The organism is Desulfocicer vacuolatum DSM 3385, from assembly GCF_900176365.1.
Classification (GTDB): domain Bacteria; phylum Desulfobacterota; class Desulfobacteria; order Desulfobacterales; family Desulfobacteraceae; genus Desulfocicer; species Desulfocicer vacuolatum.
In genome coordinates this window covers 12820-31839 of the sequence record NZ_FWXY01000035.1, presented here as the reverse complement: position 1 = coordinate 31839, position 19020 = coordinate 12820, and the positions used below count along the sequence as shown (strand labels likewise).

General features: G+C 49.2%; 13 protein-coding genes, 1 pseudogene and 1 riboswitch. Of the genes and pseudogenes, 5 read left to right on the top strand and 9 right to left on the bottom strand.

All coding sequences use genetic code 11. The annotated features are described in order from the left end of the window. A pseudogene (locus B9A32_RS21205) lies at positions 1–338 on the bottom strand (IS4 family transposase); the annotation flags it as partial. A gap of 290 nt (positions 339–628) precedes the next feature. Between B9A32_RS21205 and B9A32_RS19590 the strand changes: the two are divergent. From B9A32_RS19590 to B9A32_RS19570, 5 genes are all read left to right on the top strand, one after another. Then, a complete protein-coding gene (locus B9A32_RS19590) occupies positions 629–2581 on the top strand; it encodes an endonuclease/exonuclease/phosphatase family protein (RefSeq protein WP_170923919.1) in 1953 nt (650 codons plus the stop codon). Positions 2582–2732: 151 nt separating this feature from the next. Then, positions 2733–3473 carry an AIR synthase related protein gene (locus B9A32_RS19585; protein ID WP_084071660.1) on the top strand — a complete coding sequence of 247 codons (741 nt, stop codon included), beginning with the start codon at positions 2733–2735 and terminating at the stop codon, positions 3471–3473. Between the two features lie 434 nt (positions 3474–3907). Further along, a complete protein-coding gene (locus B9A32_RS19580) occupies positions 3908–4423 on the top strand; it encodes an alpha-ribazole transporter (RefSeq protein WP_084071659.1) in 516 nt (171 codons plus the stop codon). Positions 4424–4436: 13 nt separating this feature from the next. After that, a complete protein-coding gene (locus B9A32_RS19575; protein WP_170923918.1) occupies positions 4437–5963 on the top strand; it encodes an ABC transporter ATP-binding protein in 1527 nt (508 codons plus the stop codon). Next, the gene (locus tag B9A32_RS19570; RefSeq protein WP_084071657.1) at positions 5956–6789 is read left to right on the top strand and encodes an energy-coupling factor transporter transmembrane component T family protein; all 834 of its coding nucleotides are present in this window, start codon (positions 5956–5958) and stop codon (positions 6787–6789) included. The genes B9A32_RS19575 and B9A32_RS19570 overlap by 8 nt, the downstream gene beginning before the upstream one ends. 60 nt (positions 6790–6849) lie before the next feature. Here B9A32_RS19570 and dapB read toward each other — a convergent pair whose 3' ends face one another. The 8 genes from dapB to B9A32_RS19530 form a co-directional block, all read right to left on the bottom strand. Beyond that, positions 6850–7662 (bottom strand): 4-hydroxy-tetrahydrodipicolinate reductase, encoded by an 813-nt coding sequence (dapB, locus tag B9A32_RS19565; RefSeq protein ID WP_084071656.1) that lies wholly within the window; start codon positions 7660–7662, stop codon positions 6850–6852. 51 nt (positions 7663–7713) lie between these two features. Beyond that, positions 7714–8994: a sensor histidine kinase gene (locus B9A32_RS19560; RefSeq protein ID WP_084071655.1), complete on the bottom strand. Its 1281-nt coding sequence runs from the start codon at positions 8992–8994 to the stop codon at positions 7714–7716. Continuing rightward, complete coding sequence (locus B9A32_RS19555) at positions 8991–9677, bottom strand: response regulator transcription factor (RefSeq protein WP_232367245.1); 687 nt, start codon at positions 9675–9677, stop codon at positions 8991–8993. The genes B9A32_RS19560 and B9A32_RS19555 overlap by 4 nt, the downstream gene beginning before the upstream one ends. Before the next feature lie 79 nt (positions 9678–9756). Then, entirely contained in the window at positions 9757–11148 is a 1392-nt protein-coding gene (locus B9A32_RS19550; protein WP_084071654.1) for a TolC family protein, read from the bottom strand. An 18-nt stretch (positions 11149–11166) separates the two neighbouring features. Then, a complete protein-coding gene (locus tag B9A32_RS19545; RefSeq protein ID WP_084071653.1) occupies positions 11167–14385 on the bottom strand; it encodes an efflux RND transporter permease subunit in 3219 nt (1072 codons plus the stop codon). Next, positions 14382–15761: an efflux RND transporter periplasmic adaptor subunit gene (locus B9A32_RS19540; protein WP_084071652.1), complete on the bottom strand. Its 1380-nt coding sequence runs from the start codon at positions 15759–15761 to the stop codon at positions 14382–14384. Before B9A32_RS19540 ends, B9A32_RS19545 begins: the two co-directional genes overlap by 4 nt. Positions 15762–16405: 644 nt before the next feature. Then, the gene (locus B9A32_RS19535; protein ID WP_084071651.1) at positions 16406–17626 is read right to left on the bottom strand and encodes an Nramp family divalent metal transporter; all 1221 of its coding nucleotides are present in this window, start codon (positions 17624–17626) and stop codon (positions 16406–16408) included. 232 nt (positions 17627–17858) lie between these two features. Beyond that, positions 17859–18779: a hydroxyethylthiazole kinase gene (locus tag B9A32_RS19530; protein ID WP_084071650.1), complete on the bottom strand. Its 921-nt coding sequence runs from the start codon at positions 18777–18779 to the stop codon at positions 17859–17861. A gap of 130 nt (positions 18780–18909) precedes the next feature. Next, a riboswitch (TPP riboswitch) is annotated at positions 18910–19014 on the bottom strand. Positions 19015–19020: the final 6 nt, after the last annotated feature.

Here is a 19020-nt window from a genome sequence, read left to right as displayed (position 1 = left end):
CAAAGTTCCTCAAAGACATATTGAAGTTGTTCGAGTCCTCGATCATTAATGGCTTCACAAAAACTGCTGAGACTGATACCACCATCAGGCGCTATGTTATTTTTGGCAAAATCATCTTCTTTCATGCACTGGACAAGATCTCTTGCAGACTCATGCTCTTGAAGGTGATAGAATAATAAAGCATTGAGTTGGTCTTCAAACGTCATTTTCAATGGCCGATACCCCCTTGAATTAAGCGCAGGGGTAGTGAGCAGAATTTTTTGTAGAGGTAGCAGATATTGTATAAAGGATTCAGCATCAAATTTGATCTTTTGTTTTTTGCATTGGGTTATGGGCATTAACTTCTCCTTGTTATAGAATCAATTACAACAAGACAAAAGCAATGCTTAGGTAGCTCTTATTTTTTAATAAATCAAGTGTTTTATATTCTTTTTTAAGCATGCAAAAACCTAACCGGACATCACTGAACTTTTATAATATATAACTGCCACGGTAGACCACATTCTGACCCGGCTCTGCCCACAGCAAATATAGAAATATTATGCAATCCCCCACGGCGGACCTGTCTGGAACGGAAATGTCGGGGGGAATTTTTGCCACAGAAAACTTGGATTTAAAGGCTTGCTTTATGAAAAAAACAGGATTTTTTTATCTCTCTCTTTTTGTTTGCAGCATGATTTTCATGGGATGCTGCTGGAAAACATCCCGGCAAAATGCCCAGATCGGTTCAGCGTCTGTTTTATATGGTCTGCAGTCTCATTTTTCCATACCCGGACCCGGGTTTGTTTTTGATGTTCTTGCCGACGGTCGATTAATCGGTGTCTCCGGCAATGGGCTTTTTATGGAAACAGGATTGGAAACCCGGGATTTTAATGATCTGGGCCCCCTTCCCGGCCTGAAGACCGGCCCCTATGGTCCTTCCTTTTTAAAGGTTTCCCCGGATGGTACCCGGTTTGCTCTGGGCGACGGCAACGGACGTATTGGTATTTATAATATCAACAGTATGGCATCGGAATGGTTTGCCATGCCCCATTTTGATGCTGAATGGGCAGATAATACCCTGATGGTGGTAAGCCATGGAGAATTCGGGGAGCCCGGCAGGCTATCCTTTGTGCCACTTGCCGGTGAGAAGAGAGTTCCCGTCACACTTATTCGGAACATTGGAGGTGCCCCGGCCGGTATTGCCTTTGACAGCCGGGGCAACCTGTTCACCGCAAACGGCTTTAAAAGTTCCGGCCCCAGCGGTACGGGAACAGTGAAGTACTTTCCCCGGAACCTGTGGCAGTCTGCCATGCGTTCTCATTCTCCCCTGGATTTTGAAGCCCAGGGCCAGGTCATTGTGGATATTTTGTCAGGATCCTCCCTGGGATTTGATCACCGGGGAAATCTTCATGTGGGGGGAAGTGATGCCTTTGGAGATGGAAAGGATGTCAATTTTGCAGCCCTGATCACCCGTGGTGCCCTGGATGAGGCCATCAGGAATAATGTTGCCGTTGATCCCACGGATGCCCATGCGGTTCATCGTTTTGATCCTGACAAAGAAAACGCCACCAGCCGTTACATCCTTAATTTTAATCCAGTGACCCGTGAGCTATATTTTTTCAGTGACAACGCCGTTTATGTTTACAGACCCGGCGTTATCCCGGTATCCGGGGAATTCTCATCCCCAGCTGAGCCCCGGGAGCCCATTGCCCCCAGGCCTGTGTCACCTTCCCGTTCCCCCGGAACCCTTCGTGTGATGACATACAATGTTTGTGGTAACTTTCTGGCCGACACCCGCCTGGATGACACCTTTGCCAGAATATTTTCCCATGTTGCACCGGATATTTTTGTTTTCCAGGAATTCACCACCACCATGGCATCGCAATTGCCCGGTCGTCTTAAAGCCCTTTTGGGGGGCACCTGGTATGTTTTCGGGGGCATGGGCTCCGGGATTTATCAAACCATGATTGCATCCCGGTATCCCCTGGTGCTCACTTCCCGGGATACCCTGCCGCCGTCAGATATCAGGGGCATCACTGCTGCCTTGGTGGATTTGCCCGGGGAAACATTTTCCCGGGATCTTTATCTCATGGGATTTCATCTGCAATGTTGTGATTCTCCGGAATTCAAGGCCCGGCGTCAGCGCAGTGCCGATGCTGCCATGGCCTGGATTCGGGATGCAAAAACAGCAGGGGGAGCGATTTCTTTGCCTTTGCAAACACCCATGATTCTCACCGGAGATTTCAATTTCATCGGCAAGGCCGGTCCTGAAATCACCTTTACCACAGGCAATATCAAGGATGAAGCTGTATTTGGACCGGATGTAATGCCGGACTGGGATGATTCCCATTTAAAGGATCTTCTTCCCAGGGATGCCAACACGGGTAAAATCAACACCTGGCCGGGATCTGCAACAGATCCTGATATTCGTTATGACCGGTTTTATTATACAGACAGTGTACTTCCCTCTGTCCGGGGATTTGTTTTAAATACATTGAATTTCAATGAAAAACAGCTGGCACAGGCCGGGCTTAAAAAAGCGGATACTGTTTTTGCCTCGGACCATCTGCCTGTCATAATGGATGTTCAGTTTCCGTAAATAATGGATTTTATTGACATCACATCGGCAATGAATTATTTTCATCGCCATTGAAAAAATTGCAGCCGTCGGACCGGACCGGGACCGGAACTGTAGACAGCTCAAGTATAAATGTATAAAAAATATAAGTATCAGATGGATGGATAAAAATATGGGATATAAGGGCCGGGATGTTGAAGTCAGCATGTTGGAGCAGGGGCTTTGTCTGGTGGTTGCCTGTGATTCCTGTGGTGCCATTGGAGAGAAAAAACTGGACCTTTTGAAGGTGCCCCATCCTTTGGTGGGGCAATTGACGGCCCGGGTGGCACTCATGGAGGTGCTTTGCACAGGGGCTGTTCCCAGGGTTATGACCGTGGCAATATCTTCAGAGCCCGAGCCCACCGGCAGACAGATTCTTAACGGGGTGCGACAAGAACTGGAAACAGCAGGATTTAAGGACCTTTCCCTGGTCATCAGTACGGAGAAAAATTTTGTGCCCTCACAGACCGGCCTGGGCATTGGTGTCACCGGTTCCTGCAGGATCAATGATTTGAGAATTGCAGGCTCCGGGCCCGGTGATGGGGTTTATTGTCTGGGAATCCCCCGGGTGGGGCAGGAAGTGGCAAAGGCCCCGGCGTCCAGTATCATCGGAACGGCCCAAATCCGTGAACTCCTGGCCCAGCCTGATATCCATGACATTGTGCCTGTGGGGTCCAGGGGGATTCTGGCTGAGGCCAGGGAACTTGCCTGTCATACCCATTCCCGATTTATCCCTGATGCATCTATGGAAGTGGATTTGAACAAATCTGCCGGACCTTCCACCTGTGCTCTGTTTACCTGTGCCCCGGAAACTGTACCCCAAATTCAGGGAAATTTGCCCCTGTTTCGGGTGGGATCACTGGTTGGATCTTAACCGTTTTTATATGAAAAGGCAGCCCCCAGGTCTACCTCAGCAGAGCCGCTCCCCCGATGGGCAATAGGAACCGGACAATTGAGCTGTCTACAGTTCCGGTCCGGGACCATTGCCCATCGGGGGGGCGGCGGTATAATACCATTTGGCTCCGCGTCTACGACCCTATATTTGTTGTGTCCGCCGGGAGATGCCCGTTTATTAGAAAATAAAACCTCCGGGCAATTTCAGCAGAGCTCCCCGAGGGGTAATAGGAACCGGCCAATCGAGCTGTCTACAGTTCCGGTCCGGGACCATTACCCCTCGGGGGGGGGCGGCATGACACCATTTTCAATATTCGTTGTGTCCGACAGGACATGCCTGTTATATAAAAAACCGCCCGGAGCCCGGCCTGCCCGGAAAGGGAACGTCGGGGGAAAATTTTTGAGGAAAATTATATGTCAAACATACCGGATCAAAAAGGCGATCTGAACACCCGGACCCTGTCTGTTAAACGCATGGCCTATATGGCCGTTTTCATAGCCCTGAGTGCCGTGGGTGCCATGGTTAAAATCCCCAGTCCGGTGGGCACCATTGGTCTGGACTCGGCACCGGGATATTTTTGCGGCCTGGCCCTGGGCTATGTGGAGGGAATCTGTGTTATTTTCATGGGACACCTTATCACATCAGGGATCATGGGGTTTCCCCTGGGAATTCCCATCCATTTTTTCATTGCATTGCAGCTGGCTTTATGGGTGACGGTCTTTGTTTGGGTGAGCCGTCGGTTTGGGGCTGTTCCCGGTGCCATTGTTGCCGTTGTTTTAAACGGAGGGGTGTCTGCCTTTACCATGGCATTGGTGGGAGGCATGGGCGCGGTTCTTGGCACCATGCCGTTTTTAATTGCAGGCTCTTTGGTCAATGTGGCCATTGCGGTTATTTCACACCGGGTGGTTCATGCAGGAAAACTGGTGTGATAACGGAAAAGTAATGCAAAAGGCCATAAAACTCTCCCGGGTGTCTTTTAAATATAAAGGTGCCGATACCCTTGCCCTGTCAGATATATCATGGTCCCTGAAACCCGGGGAGTGTGCCGTGATCATGGGACCGTCTGCTTCGGGTAAAACCACCCTTTGCCGATGCCTTAACGGTCTGATTCCCCAGGCTCTGGAAGGGTCCCTTTCCGGGGATATTGTTGTGGCGGGAAAGGATGTTTCTATTTTCAGAACCCAGACCCTGGCAAAGGATGTGGGATTTGTCATGCAGGACCCTGAGGTCCAGATTGTGGGGCGTACCGTATGTGAAGATCTGGCCTTTGGCCCCAGAAATCTTCTGGTGCCTGCCCGGGAAATTGAAGAAAGAATCCCCAAAGTCCTTTCCCAGGTGGGACTTTCCGGTTATGAAAATCGTTTCACCGCAGACCTGTCCGGGGGAGAAAAACAGCGACTGGCCATTGCCGGGGTGTTGGCCATGGAACCTTCTGTGTTGATCCTTGACGAACCGGCATCGGAACTGGACCCTGCCGGGCGGGCAGATCTCTACCGTCATCTGGACCGTTTGCGGCAATCAAAGGGGTTAACCCTGGTGATTGTGGAGCAGAATATAGAAGAGATTCGATCCATGGTGGACCAGGTTTTAATCCTGGAAAAGGGCAGAATGGTGACCCGGGGATCACTGGAAGGTCTGGAAAAATCATGGCCCCATACCCTGCCGTCAGCACCAACACCGGGCATGGATTCTTTACCTCTTGACACTGCGCCATCCCTTGAAATAAACCACCTTAATTTTGAATACACTCCGGGGATTCCGGTGCTCAAGGATATTGATTTTTCGGTGTGCCCGGGGGATTTCATGGCCCTTATGGGACACAACGGCGCTGGGAAAACCACCCTGGTGAAACATCTCAACGGCCTTATACCCAGTCATCCCGGCACCATTTTGTTTGAGGGTAAAGCCGTCAACAGGTTCAAAATCAAAGATCTTGCCCGATGTGTGGGATTTGTTTTCCAGAACCCTGATCATCAGATTTTTGAAAATTCCGTGGAAAAAGAAATTGCATTTGGTTTGACCCACATGGGAGGTTCCCGGAGGGCAGTTGCCCGGACAGTGGATGATATCCTTGAAAAAACCGGCCTTGACCCCTTTCGTCACCATCATCCCTTTACCCTGGGAAAGGGCATGCGGCAGATGATTGCCGTGGCTTCCATTGCTGCTTTAAACCCCAGGGTTCTGGTGGTGGATGAGCCCACAACAGGGCTTGATGCCTCTGGCAGCCATATGATCATGGATCTCATCCTGGCACTGCACAGCAAGGGAACTGCCGTTGTTCTCATCACCCATGATCTTGCCATGGCAGCCCGATATGCCACACGTCTGGTGGTCATGGCAAAGGGGAAAATCGTATTGGATGAATCCATGGAAAAAGGGCTGGAAAAAAACGATGTATTGCACCGGGCAGGGCTGGTCCCGGATCATTTGAGATCTTTTTCTTTAAAAACAGGTGGTTCCCATGGTTGAAAATCCTTCATTAACGGGGTCTGGGGGCCTGGATATCCGGAGCAAATGCGCTTTGTTTATTCAATTCATGGTCTGGACCGTCCTGTACGATCACCCGGCCTGCCACGGGGTCATATCTTGTATGATTGTGGGGGGAGGTCTTTATGTGGGACTTTCCATGAAGCAGATGTTTTTCCGCTTGATTCCCCTGGTCCCACTGTTTGTAATGATCATGCTGTTCACCGGATTTAACAGTGGCACCGGGTTTGTGCATCTGGAAAACAAGGTGGCTCTTTTCACCCTGTGGCCGGGTGCTTCCCTCACCCGGGGCGGTCTTATGCTGGGGGCTACTTTTCTTTTCAGATTGTTGAACATGGTGGTGCTGACCCAGATCATTCTTTTCACCACCCCTTTGGATCAATTCATTAACCTGTTTGTTAAATTGAAATTGCCCCCTGCACTTTCTTTTCTCATCACCACAGCCATTCGGTTTGTACCGGCCCTGGATAAAAAAAGAAATTTGATCATTGCGGCCCAGCGTGCCCGGGGGATTGACATGGATGAGGGCAGTCTGTTTGAAAAATTTAAGGCCCGGGTGGCCATCATGATTCCCTTGATGGTCAATGCCATTGTCATCTCAGACCAGTTATCCATGGCATTGATGAACCGCGGGTTTGGATATCGCAAAAATTGGACCGTCATGACCCGGCTTCAATTTCGCATGCCGGATTATTTTGTGCTGTGCCTGAGTCTGGGCAGCCTGGTCCCGGCCTTTGTCATCCGATATCCGGGACTTATTGAAAAATATCTGGATATTGAGCATGTGTCCGTTCTTTTCAGGATCTGATTTTGTTTTTTCTGTTTTTCCCCGGCCCTTCCCACTGCTGAAACCAACGGGAGCCCTCCATTAATTTTGAAATGAGACGTCAAGAACGGATTCCATGCCCTGTTTTAATCCCACAAAATCTCTTACCTTGCGAATACCCATGAGGGCACCTTCCACAAAGGGAACAGCACTGTCCCCCACCTCATGGCGCAGGGAAAGTTTCTCTCCGGGAAGGCCAAAGATGGTTTCAATGGCACTGACATAACCGGGGAGGCGAACAGAGTGAACCTGGGTTCCGGCCAGGCGTGTCCCCCGGCTTTCCCCGGGACCCCAGATTTTGTCCAGGGGAACATCCAGTTTGGATTCTCTTACAGCACCAATGTGATGGGCAATGGAACGGGCCGTTCCACTGGGGGAGTCGACTTTGTCTTCGTGGGTGTAATCAATGATTTCACAGTGGGGTATATATTGGGCTGCCACCTGGGAAAATTTTTGCAGTAAAAAACAGGTGAGCGAAAAATTGCCCCCTTCAAATACACCGCAATTGTTTTGCCTGGCAACGGTGTCAAACTCGGCAAGGGCATCCTGGGACATGCCCGAGGTGCCAATAACAGTGCTGATACCCCGATTCAGGGCATAAATTATATGCTGCCGGGCATGGGCCGGTTTGGTGTATTCCACAAACACATCGCAAGGTGTTTCCAGGGCTTCTTCAACGGTGGCAAATATTGGAACCTCTGCCGTGCTATCCGATAAAATTGAATCCAGGGTTTTTCCTGCGTGGGTTCTTGATACGGCGCTGACCAGATGCATGTCCCGGGAATTTATAACTCCTTGGGCCAGGGCAGATCCGGCCCATCCTGTGGCCCCTGCAATACAGACCTTAATTGACATTGAATCTCTCCATTAAATGACGTTAAATATGGCAAAGATGTTGTCGATCAATTAATTTTGCCATAAAATTTTTACCCGGGTCCCTTGACCGGCCGGGCTTTCAATGCACAGTTCCCAACCATATCTTATGCACAGGCGGCTGACAATGCTTAATCCCAGTCCAAATCCTTTACTTTGTTCTGATTTAATGTGCGGCTGGGTCAGGCAGGCTATTTTTTCTTTTGGGATTCCCATTCCCGTATCCCGGACTTCAATATATGGGTTTGCCACTTTAATGAACACAGTGCCCCGGCGGGTAAAATTAAAGGCATTTCGAAGCAGGTTGGAGATGGTTATGTAAAGAATCTCTTCTTTAACGCTTAACACTTTATCCGTGCAGATCTCAAGATCCACCATAATATTTTTTTGATCGATAAGGTGCCGGTGGTCAGCAATGGCCTTTTCCACCACCGGTGCCACATGACAGGTTCCCGGGGGATCAACATCCTCCCGGGCCAGCCACAGAAATGTATTTATGGTGGTTTCCATACCGGCCACAGAATGGGCAATCCGGGTCAGGGGCTTTTTAAGCAATGGGTTTTCCCGGGTTTCTTTTTGATCCTCCATGATTTCAACAGCCCCTTTAATAACGGTTAAGGGAGTTCGAAGTTCGTGGCTTGCATCCCGGGTAAACTGTTTTTCCCGCAGAATAAATTCTTTTATGCGGGACATGGCGTTTTCAAGGGTCTGGGTGAGCATGCCAACTTCGTTGGAACATTGTTTGCCTGCAAACTGGTCGGGAATTTTTTCCGGATTCAGTCTTTTAATTTTTTCTATAAGTTCCGTTACCGGATCAAGAAGCATCTTGTAAAAAAAGAGTCCTAAGAGCATAGCCGGGGCAAGCAGGAGGCCAAGGGAGATCAATAAAATCTGAAAGGGGCGAAGAAAGGCATTTTCTTCAAAGAACTCATGTCCGTGGAAAAGCATGTAATAAGGTTGGGATTGATCCGGCAATTCAATCACTGCAATGTGAAGGGGAGGGTGGTTTTTTGATGGAGGAATGCTGTGAACCCCGGGGGGCAGGCTCTTTACCCGCTCTTGAAATCTTTGGGGAATTTGTTCAATATGTTTATACATTTTGACAAACCGGGAGTGGGGCAGGGGGGCTGTACGGTCGTTTTCATACTGGTAAAGAAAAGAAGTGACCTCGGTTTCCATGAGGGTATTCACCAGCCTTGAAAAAGTTTTTCCCATGACAAAAAAGGTAATACTGGCATTAAGGCTGATAAGCAAAACACCAAATAAAAAAATCGATCCAAGGAGCCGGAACCGGAGACTCTTATAAAACTTCATTCTGTCCTTCCTCTTAACTTGAATCCAATGCCGTGGACGGTTTCAATCATGGGATGATCAAAGGGTTTATCTATTTTTTTTCTCAGGGCATAGATATGACTTCGAAGAACATCACTTCCCGGCGGCATATCCCCCCACAGGCGGTTTTCCAACTCTTTTCTTGTGACCACATTGGGAGCCGCTTCCATGAGGATGCGTAGAATTAAAATCCCGGTGTTGTTTAATTCCATGGAAGTATTTTGGCGTGAAATTTCAAGGGTGCCGGTGTTCATCTCAAGGTCTCCCACTTTTAATAAGCCCGTGGTGGTGGGGTGCCGTTTGGACAAAGCCTTGATACGGGCTTCAAGCTCCTTGAGTGCAAAGGGCTTGACCAGATAATCGTCTGCCCCGGAATCAAAACCTATTAATTTATCTTCCAGGGTGTCCCTGGCGGTGAGCATGATCACCGGAACCTGTTTGCCGGCCTCTTTGCGAAGTTTTTGGCACAAAGTGATGCCGTCCATGCCCGGCAGCATGAGATCCAGGACGATGACATCATAGTTATGGGATATGGCCAGGTGCAGCCCTCCAATGCCGTCCATGGAATAATCCAGGATATAACCTTTGGGCTCCAGAAAATCAGTTATATTTTCCACAATGGCCGGGTTGTCTTCAATGATCAAGACCCTGATGTTTTTTGTCATGGGAGTTTTTCCAAAAAAAGGATAAAAATAGCCTTAACGCCGGGTCTGCCTTGGCATCTTAAGTATATGGGATAGGGTTTTAAAAATTTTGTCCTGTATAATAATCAAATTCTTCCAGGGCCAGAGCCAGGGAAATGTGGGCAATGGCCAGCTTTCCCATGGCAGACACCAGATCATTCTGGGCTTCATTGAGCCGTACCAGTGAAGTCTGACCGGACTGATATTCTTTTTGAACAAGATCCCGGGTGGTTTTTATAAGGGCGGTGTTTTCCTTCTGAAGGGCCAGCTGCTGACGGGCCGTTGAAATTTTTTCCTTGGAGGTGTGTAGGGCTGCCATGGCATTGGTGCTTGTTTTTTTCATGTTTTCTTCCAGTTCCCGCTGGCCGGCAAGGCCTTGTCGGATTTTAGAGCCGGTGGAACCTCCGGTGAAAAGGTCAAAACTAAGGTTAAGCCCAAGTGAAGTGCCCATGCTGTCGGTGTCGTCAAATCCGTCTCCGGCCTGGGTGCCATAGCCTCCGGTGAGATAAACCGTGGGAAAATACTCTGCCCGGGCCGCTTTAACTTGGGCCCGGGCTTCTTCAATGGCCAGGGCTGCCTGTTCCAGATCCGGTCGCTTGCGTGCCAGGTGCTGTATTTTATCGTCTGACAGGGAGTCTATTTTTGAATACCTGGGATTTTTTTTCTCATGGGTGTTCAAAGCCGCAAGTGCCATTCCCCGGGGCAGTCGGGCATTTTCATACCCCATGAGAGCGGCCAATCCGTGGATGGCCTCGGTAAAGTCCTGTCGAGCCGTGAGCAAGGCAGACTTTGCCGTGTTCACTTTTGTTTTAAAATTCAATACATCAGAATAAGAGCCTGTACCCATCTGCTCCTTGGCCGAGGCCTCTGTTTCCTGATCCTGGTTAAATTTCATGTCCGACCTGGCAATGCTGATGTTTTCCCTTGCCAGCTGGGCATTTAACACTGCCTGGGCCACAGACCAACTCAGGATTCTCCGGGCATCCAAAAGGGCTGCATTGCTCTTTTTTTCACCATACTTCGCAGCCTGGATTGAATATTTCCGGTAAAAACCGTCAAACAATACCTGGGTGGCAGACATCTGGACCGTGTACAGGGTTTCATTGATAGCCGATGCGGAATTGGATCTGTTTTCCGTATAATTTTTTCCGGAAGCGGCTGATATGGTGGGAAAATAAGCGGCCCGGGCCTGGGCAACTGCCTCTTTGGCCTGGTTAATTCTTTCCAGTGCGCTGTCCAGGGAAGGATTGTTTTTAAGAGCAATCTCTTTGGCTCTTTCCAGGGTCAGGGGGACCATGGGAGGGGTCTGGGGGATTTCTGTGTCTGTGGTGGCCCTGGATGTCTGGGCCGCCAGGGCAACATTTTCCGGGCATTGTAGGAAGAGCAGACTCCATATGAGGCAGAGGATAAACATCGTACCGGAACCCAGGGGTATTTGTTTATAATTCATCATTTTTTCATCCTTATTTTTTTATGAAAAACTCCGGGACAGATCCTGGTCCAATTCGTCTGTCCGACGTTGAAATGCCGGTTCCAGTTCATGGCGTTCCAGGTCTTGTTTTCCCTTTAATTTTGCCAGGATCTGTCTGATATCGTTGACAATGCAAAGCATACAGGGCAGCAAAATCAGGGTCAGCACTGTGGCAAACGCCACACCAAATGCCAGGGAAATTCCCATGGGTACCAGTTGCTGGGCGTGCTGGCTGGTTTCAAGGATCAAGGGGGCAAGCCCCCCCACCGTGGAAAGGGAGGTGAGCATCACGGCCCGGAACCGCCGGGTGCCTCCTTTAAAAAGAGCATTGAAAAATTTCATACCTTGTTCCAGGTTCATGTTCACCCGCTCAATGAGCACAATGGCGTCATTGACCACCACCCCGGCCAGGGCCACCATGCCAAAGACAGATAACAAGGACAGCATGTGTCCCATGACAAAATGGCCCAGCACAGCCCCCATCAGGCCAAAGGGAATGGTAAGTAGAACCAGGGCTGGCTGTACATAAGAACGGAACATGGTGGCAATAATCACAAACATCCCCATGACGGCAATGGGAACCCAGACATGGAGACTGCCAAAGGATTCCGCCGATCGTTTGGCATCTCCGTCCAGGGAGACTACAATCCCGGGATACCGGTTTGATAATTCTTTTAGCAGGCCTTTGTCAAGGGTATGGATCACTTCAGTGGATACCACCTTGTTTGTGTCCACCTTGGCAGATACCTTTATCTGACGCATACCATTTTTTCTGGTAATGGTTGAAAATCCCCGGGAATAGGTGATATCCACCAGGGCTGACAGGGGCACCCAGGTGTTGTCTGCGGTCTTGATTTTCATTGTTTCAAGGCTGGTTCGGGTGTGGCGTTCTTTTTGTGTTAAACGTACATTGACTTCAACTTCGTCATTGTCCCGCTGGATTTTAACGGCCTCAATGCCGTAATAGTTTCCATAAATCTGGGAGGCCACATCGGACAGATTCACCCCAAGATACTCGGCTTCGGGTTTAAGATAAAATTTAAATTCATTTTTGCCCGGTGAATTATCAGAAAAAACCTGGGACACCCCGTCAATGGAGCGCAGGGTTGCCATGACTTTTTCTGCTGCCTTGGATAAATTATCAAGGTTATCCCCCTGGATACCGATTTGAACGGGGGCGCCGGGGGGGCCGCTGTTGGAGGCTGAGAAATCAAGGGTTTGAACCCCGGAGATATTACCTGTTTCATGTTCCCATGCCTGCATGAAATCATCTGAATGAATGCCACTTTCACCCGGATCCAGAAGGGTGATCCGGACCCCGCCGATGTTGGGGGAAGCTGTATCAGAGGATGTTTCTTTTTCTCCGGCAGCCTGTCCAATGGTGGCCAGGGTATTTACCACAAGGGGTGTTGTGCCATGATAATTCATGGCCATGGCAGCCCGGTAAACGGCTTTTTCCATTTGATTGACAGCCTGTTGGGTTTTTTCAAAGGGGGTACCGTCGGGAAATTCCACAGAAGCCACCACAATATTGGATGCCTGTTTGGGAAATACATTAAATTTGATCATGCCCCCGGTTACAAGACCTGTGCACAGAAGCATGCCGGAGATGCACAGGCTTAAAAAAAGATATCGAAACCGCACCGCCGTTTTGAGTATAGGCAGATAAACCTGCCGGGCCGCCCAGTCCATGCTGCCCACGGTAAAGGCGTGAAATTTATCAATGATTTCCCCTGCCCCATGGGTAGAACCATGGGTTTTAGTTTGTATATTGGATAAATGGGCCGGCAGCATGACCATGCATTCTAAAAGGGAGATCACAAGACAGGCAATCACTGCGCTGGGAAGGGCCAGGATGAATTTTCCCATGATGCCGTTAATGTGATACAGGGGTAAAAAAGCCACAATGGTGGTTAAAACTGCGGCCAGCACGGGCATCCCCACCTCCGAGACCCCTTTGACCACAGCCTCCAGGGGCCCGGCCCCCTTTTCCCTGTGGTGAAAAATGGATTCTCCCACCACAATGGCGTCATCTGCCACAATCCCCAGAACCATGATCAGACCAAAAAGGGTGATCTTGTTTAATGTAATGCCTGAAAAATGAACAATGGCAAGTCCCCCCAAAAGGGATATGGGAATCCCCATGCCCGCCCAGAAAGAGACCTTGGTGTCCATGAACAGCCAGAGAAGAATGAATACCAGTATCAGCCCCATGACCGCATTGGAAAATAAGATTTCCAGGTTGGCCCGGGTTTTTTCCGTGTTGTCCGAAAGAATAATGATCCGGGAACCTTCAGGAATGCCGGTATTTTCTTTTTTTACAAAGGCTCGGACTTGGTCGGCAATGTCAATGGTGTCTTCGTCCCCGGCCAGTACATTAATAATAACGGCAGGGGTTCCATTGGCCTGGATGGAGAGATTGTTTTCCGTAAATCCGTCCTTTATTGTTGCGATGTCGCCAAGATAAAGGGTGTCTCCTTTTTCTCCAGAGATAATTTTGATGTCGGCAAGCTCTTTTCCCGTGTATTTTCGCCCCATGGTTCGTAACCGAATTTCTTCGGCCGAGGTTTTAACGGTGCCTCCGGAAAGATTGAGGCTGCCATTGGCAATGATACCTGCCACCTCATTTATGGTAAGATCGTATTTCATCAGGGTGGCAAGGTCAAGCTCCACTGCGATTTCATAGGCCCGGGTGCCGGAAATTTCCACCTGGCTTACCCCGGCAAGCCGCCCTATTTTTTTGTCCATGTCATCGGCCCATTCCTTGAGCCGGGCTTCGGGCATCTGGCTGACAAGGCCCAGACTGATCACCGCCTTTTGAATCTGGGGGCGCACAACAGACGGCTCTTCAGCATCGTCGGGAAAAGTTGTGATTCCGTCCACCTCGTTTCTGATTCGATCCAGCAGCACATCGGCATCATACCCGTCAATAACCATGACCGTGGTATTGGAAATACCTTCTGAGGATGTGGAGGTATACTCATCAATCCCTTCCAGTCCATCAATGGCCTCTTCAATTTTTCTTGAAATGCCTTCTTCGATCTCTTCGGGATCGGCCCCGGGGTAAGCCACGGAAATGGTGATGAAATCCAGATCCATCTCAGGCATGTCTTCACGGATCATGAGGGTGCTACTTAAAATACCGGCCATGAGCACCGTGACCATGAGAAGATTGGCAAATACCCGGTTCTGGGCAAAGGCTTTGATTATGTTTTTCATTTCACCTCTTCCTTGTAAAGGGCCAGCTCCTTTTGTCTATTCCCGGGCAGGGGAACAGGATTTTTATCCCAGGTGGGTGCCAGTTTTATATTTTCAAGGGGATTGTTTAAAGTTGTGGTGATAATTCGGTCGTTGGGTAAAAATTGACTGCCTGTGACATAGACATCATCACCATTGGTGATGACAGGGGTGACTTCCAGGGTTTTTAATAGATGGTTTCGGTCCAGATACACGGTATTGTTGGAATTCAAGGCATTGGCAGGAATTTTGACTAAATTTTCAATGACAGGCCCGGTGAAGATGGTTTTACAGAACATGCCATCCATGATGGGAAAGGCCATTCCGGTCATATCTTTTCCCTGTACCCGGACAGCAAGGCTGAGGGTTCTGGACTCAGAATCATATTCAATGACCCGGTGAATGGCGGCCTTTATGGATTCATTTTCCCGGCTGGAGACGCTTTCCACCCGGCAGGTGAGGTTGTGAATATCCACCCGGCCGGGGAAATTTGCATCGGTGCCGATATTAAGCGTTTCAAAGGCCTCCCGGTCGCTTAAGGGCACTTTGATTTCCAGAATATCATCGTCACAAAGGGTCAATGCAGACATTCCTGTGGAAACATGGGAACCGATTTCAATATTGTTTTTCTTTATTCTACCGGCAAAGGGGGCATATATGACGCAGCGTTCCACATCCAGCCGGGCCGCTTTCAGGTCTGCCTTTTCATCTGCCAGATTGGCCCGGGCCTCGGCGATTTGAAGGGGATAAAGAACCAGGGCTTTTTTAAGGTTTTTTTCTGTATCCAGCAGGGAGTTATAAGTCTGTTCTGCGCTGTCTCTGGCTGAAATAGTTCCCACCCGGCTGTTTTCATATAATTTTTTAAGCCGTGAAAACTCTTTTTGGGCAAGCCGGGTATTGTCTTGGACGGCGGACAGTCTGTCCTTGTCCTTTTTAAAAGAGATTTTGAGCTGTTCAATCTGGTTTTTTCTAAGTGCCACCTGGATGGATGCTTTTTCTGCGTCTATTTGATAATCCGTGGCATCAATTTTAAATAGAAATTCACCCTTTTCAACCCGTCCTCCCGGGTCAAGGCCGGGGTTCTTTTCCATTACAATGCCCGATACCCGGGGGCTGATGACATCCTCCCGGACAGGGGTTGCCTGGCCGTAGCCCACGGCCGTTACCGGGGCCGTCTGCTTAGTAACAGGTATGGAACTGACTGCCATCTCTTTTTGGGCCGGCGGTTTTTTGGGAGGAGACGGTTTTGTCTGGGCCAGCAAGCTCATTCCCCCAATGCCTGTGAGCAGAATCGCCACACAGATAAGGGGCATCAGGCTGCCCTTTAATATTGATTGATTTTTTCCACTGATTTTCACGCTGTTACCTCCCCATTAGTAAATATTCGGGTTGGTTTTGTAAATGTTTGGCCGGTGCCCCATATTCGCTTAGTTGGGACTGCGTAGCATACTATTGCTATGTGAGCAGGGCCAAATGAGTGAAGATGGGGTGCTGCCCGAATATTTACCCCCATTAATTAAGATTTCTTACGATATGGGCAGATATTATTATATGGCGCATGAAAATCATGTGAAATTGATGTGAAAAAAATGTGAAATAACTTTTTGGCATCCTTCATATGACCCGAAAAGTATTTTACAATTTTTTGGGGAAAAGCCTCAGGTGACTTCAGCAGAGCCCCCCGAGGGGCAACAGGAACCGGCCAATTGAGCTGCCTACAGTTCCGGGCCGGGCCATTGCCCCCCGGGGGGGCGGTATATTAGCGTTTTTTTGGTTTTGTTTTTTCAAACTCAACTTTCGGTGTTCGCATTTTGTGGTAGGGTCAGGCTTTCGTTATTGACATTATCGAGGCTTTTTTCGTTGGCAAAGGCCTTGGTCGATAACATCAATAACAAAAGCCTGACCCCGTCGGCACACTGAGCCCATCGGTACATTTAAAAATGCCGGCTTTGAAATGAAGCCCGAAAGTTGAGTTTCAAAGATATCCTTTAGACGGTGGAGATCAGATCATTTTCCACACCCATTTTACGCCGAGAAAAATGGTGACCGCCAGGGCCATGGCACCGCCTGCATTGAGAAAAAGGCTGTTTTTATTTTCCTTTGCAAAGGATTTGTCATTTAGCAATTTCATGAAAATACCCACAAAAAGAGGGGTGCCCACAAAGGAGAGCGCCAGCATGAGCATTAAAAGACTTACAGGTTTTCCCGGCAGAAAAGAGCCGGGCAGTGCAATGAGGCAGCCAATGAGAATGATACGTCGGTATGCTTTGTCTTCCGGTCCGAATTTTCTATCCATCTGATCCCCCACTACATAGGCTGCGGCAATAAAGGTGGGCATGATGGTGGAAAACACAGCGCACCAGATCCCAAGGCAGAAAAAACCGTAGGCATAGTCTCCCAAAAGCGGTTTGATGGCTTCTGCCATCTCAAAAAGATTGGTCACCTTTATGCCGGCAGGATGAAGCACACTTGCACCGGTGAGGTAGATGGCCGTGCAATAAAGACCAAAGGCACCCAGAAGGGACACTGCCGTATCAGCCAGGGCCAGGCTTAAATCTTTTTTTGTCCATCCCCGTTCATGCACGGTGTAGGTCTGCATGGAAAGAATGGTAACGTGTATGGAGCCGCCCATGACGGCTGTCATCATTAAAACTTCGGCCTGTCCAAAATTTGAAAAATCAGGAATCAAGCCCGTTAATACGGCGGCAAAATCGGGTTTTGCAATAAACAGGGTAAAAATAAAGCAGGTCACCAAAAGGGATACAACGACCTTGCACACCATTTCAATGATTTTATAGCCGCCATGGGCCACCAGGCCATAAAACAGGGTCACAAACAATATGCCCCACAGGGGGCTGTTTATCCCTGTTATAAATCCAGTGATGGATACCAGAACTTTTAACAGAACCACATTGCAAAGCCAGATCACGATGAGGGCATCCAGGGCCACAAAAGAGGCCAGGCCCTTGCCCCATTTGTCCCGGACAATGCCCACAATACCCTTGCCTCCGATGAGGGCGGTTTTGGCAGCCATGTACTGGCACACAAAGGCAAGAAGAACACTGAGAAGTATCACCCACAGAAAACCGTATCCATAGGTGCCACCGGCCTTGGCAACGCTTAGGGTGGTTCCGGGGCCTGCGGCAACAGCGCTGATGAGCCAGGCAGGGCCAAAGGAGAGAATAATTCGTTTAAATCTGGGTAGGGTGCTGATGTTTTCCATTTGTTATTTCCTTTTCAAATATAGTAATTTTTCATTGTTCGCTGTGGTTGGAGGTTGCATTATACCTCAACTTTCGGGCTTCATTTCAAAGCCGACATTTTTAAATGTACCGATGGGGTCAGGCTTTTGTTATTGATGTTATCGACCAAAGCCTTTGCCAACGAAAAAAGCCTCGATAATGTCAATAACGAAAGCCTGACCCCACCACGGAATGCGAACACCGAAAGTTGAGTTATACCTTGTTGGAGTTACCGGTGGCTGAGGGGTAAGGGAATTGACGTTCGGTTTTTAACCGGGTGATCAGGGTTTTCTCATCAAGGTTATAGAGAGAATCCATGAAGTGGGGAAGAAAGGTCCCGGGCCCCGATGCCTTTTCTGCGGCAATTTCCCCTGCAATCGCTGATGTGGCACAGGCGGCGGTGGCTGCTTCAAAGGGCTCAGGGCACACCGCATAAAAAGCGGCGGTGATGGCTGACAGGATGCATCCGGTACCTGTGACAGCATTCATGAGATCAGAGCCGTTTTTTAAAATCAAAGTCCGGGTGTTGTCCAGAACCATGTCCTCTTTACCGCTGGTGACAACACAGGAGGCCATGGTTGAAAAGATCTCCACTCCTTTATCTCGGAGGTCATGCTGATGGTCTGGTGCACATTGATCAGCAGTCCGGCCGTGGGTGACCAGGATTTCTTTTGCGTCTGCCGGGGAGATGGTGCTGTCCACCCCCCGGGTGGTGGTATGTTCATGGGTGAGGGAGCATATTTCAGAGGCATTTCCACGGATGATTTTGTGGGGGGCCAGGGCCGATAGTTGTCTTGCGATTTCTGTTCTGTGGGGTCCTGCCCCAGACCCCACAGGATCAAGGACAAGGGGTTTTTTCGATTGTTGGGCCAGCGCCATGAGCGTTATCATGGCCTCAACTCTTTCCCGGGTGGGGGTTCCCATGTTGATGCACAGTCCGTCTGAAATGCCGGACATATATTCAAGGTCTTCCCGGGCCCAGGACATGGTGGGGGCTGCCCCCAGGGCCAGCAGGGCATTGGCCGTCTGGTTCATGACCACAAAATTGGTCACCACATGTATCAAGGGGCGTTGTTCCCTGATTTTTCGGCATAGCCCATGAATTCTTATGGCCAGATTTTTCTGTATATCCATTTTTCCTCCTGTTTTTGAGCGCCCAGCCGTTTATTTCATCCTTGGATGGATAAGGTGAGGCAAACAAAACCGGGGGAGAAGGTTTGATGCAGAAAATATCGTTAATTTTGAATAGGGAAAAATGACTTGCATCAGGCATGATTCGCTTCCCTACGTCGGTACTAACCGCATCAGGTTCCAAGGGTCAGGAAATTATTTTCCTTCTCAGCCTTTCAAAGCTCCCCCAGCAAAACTTATTGAA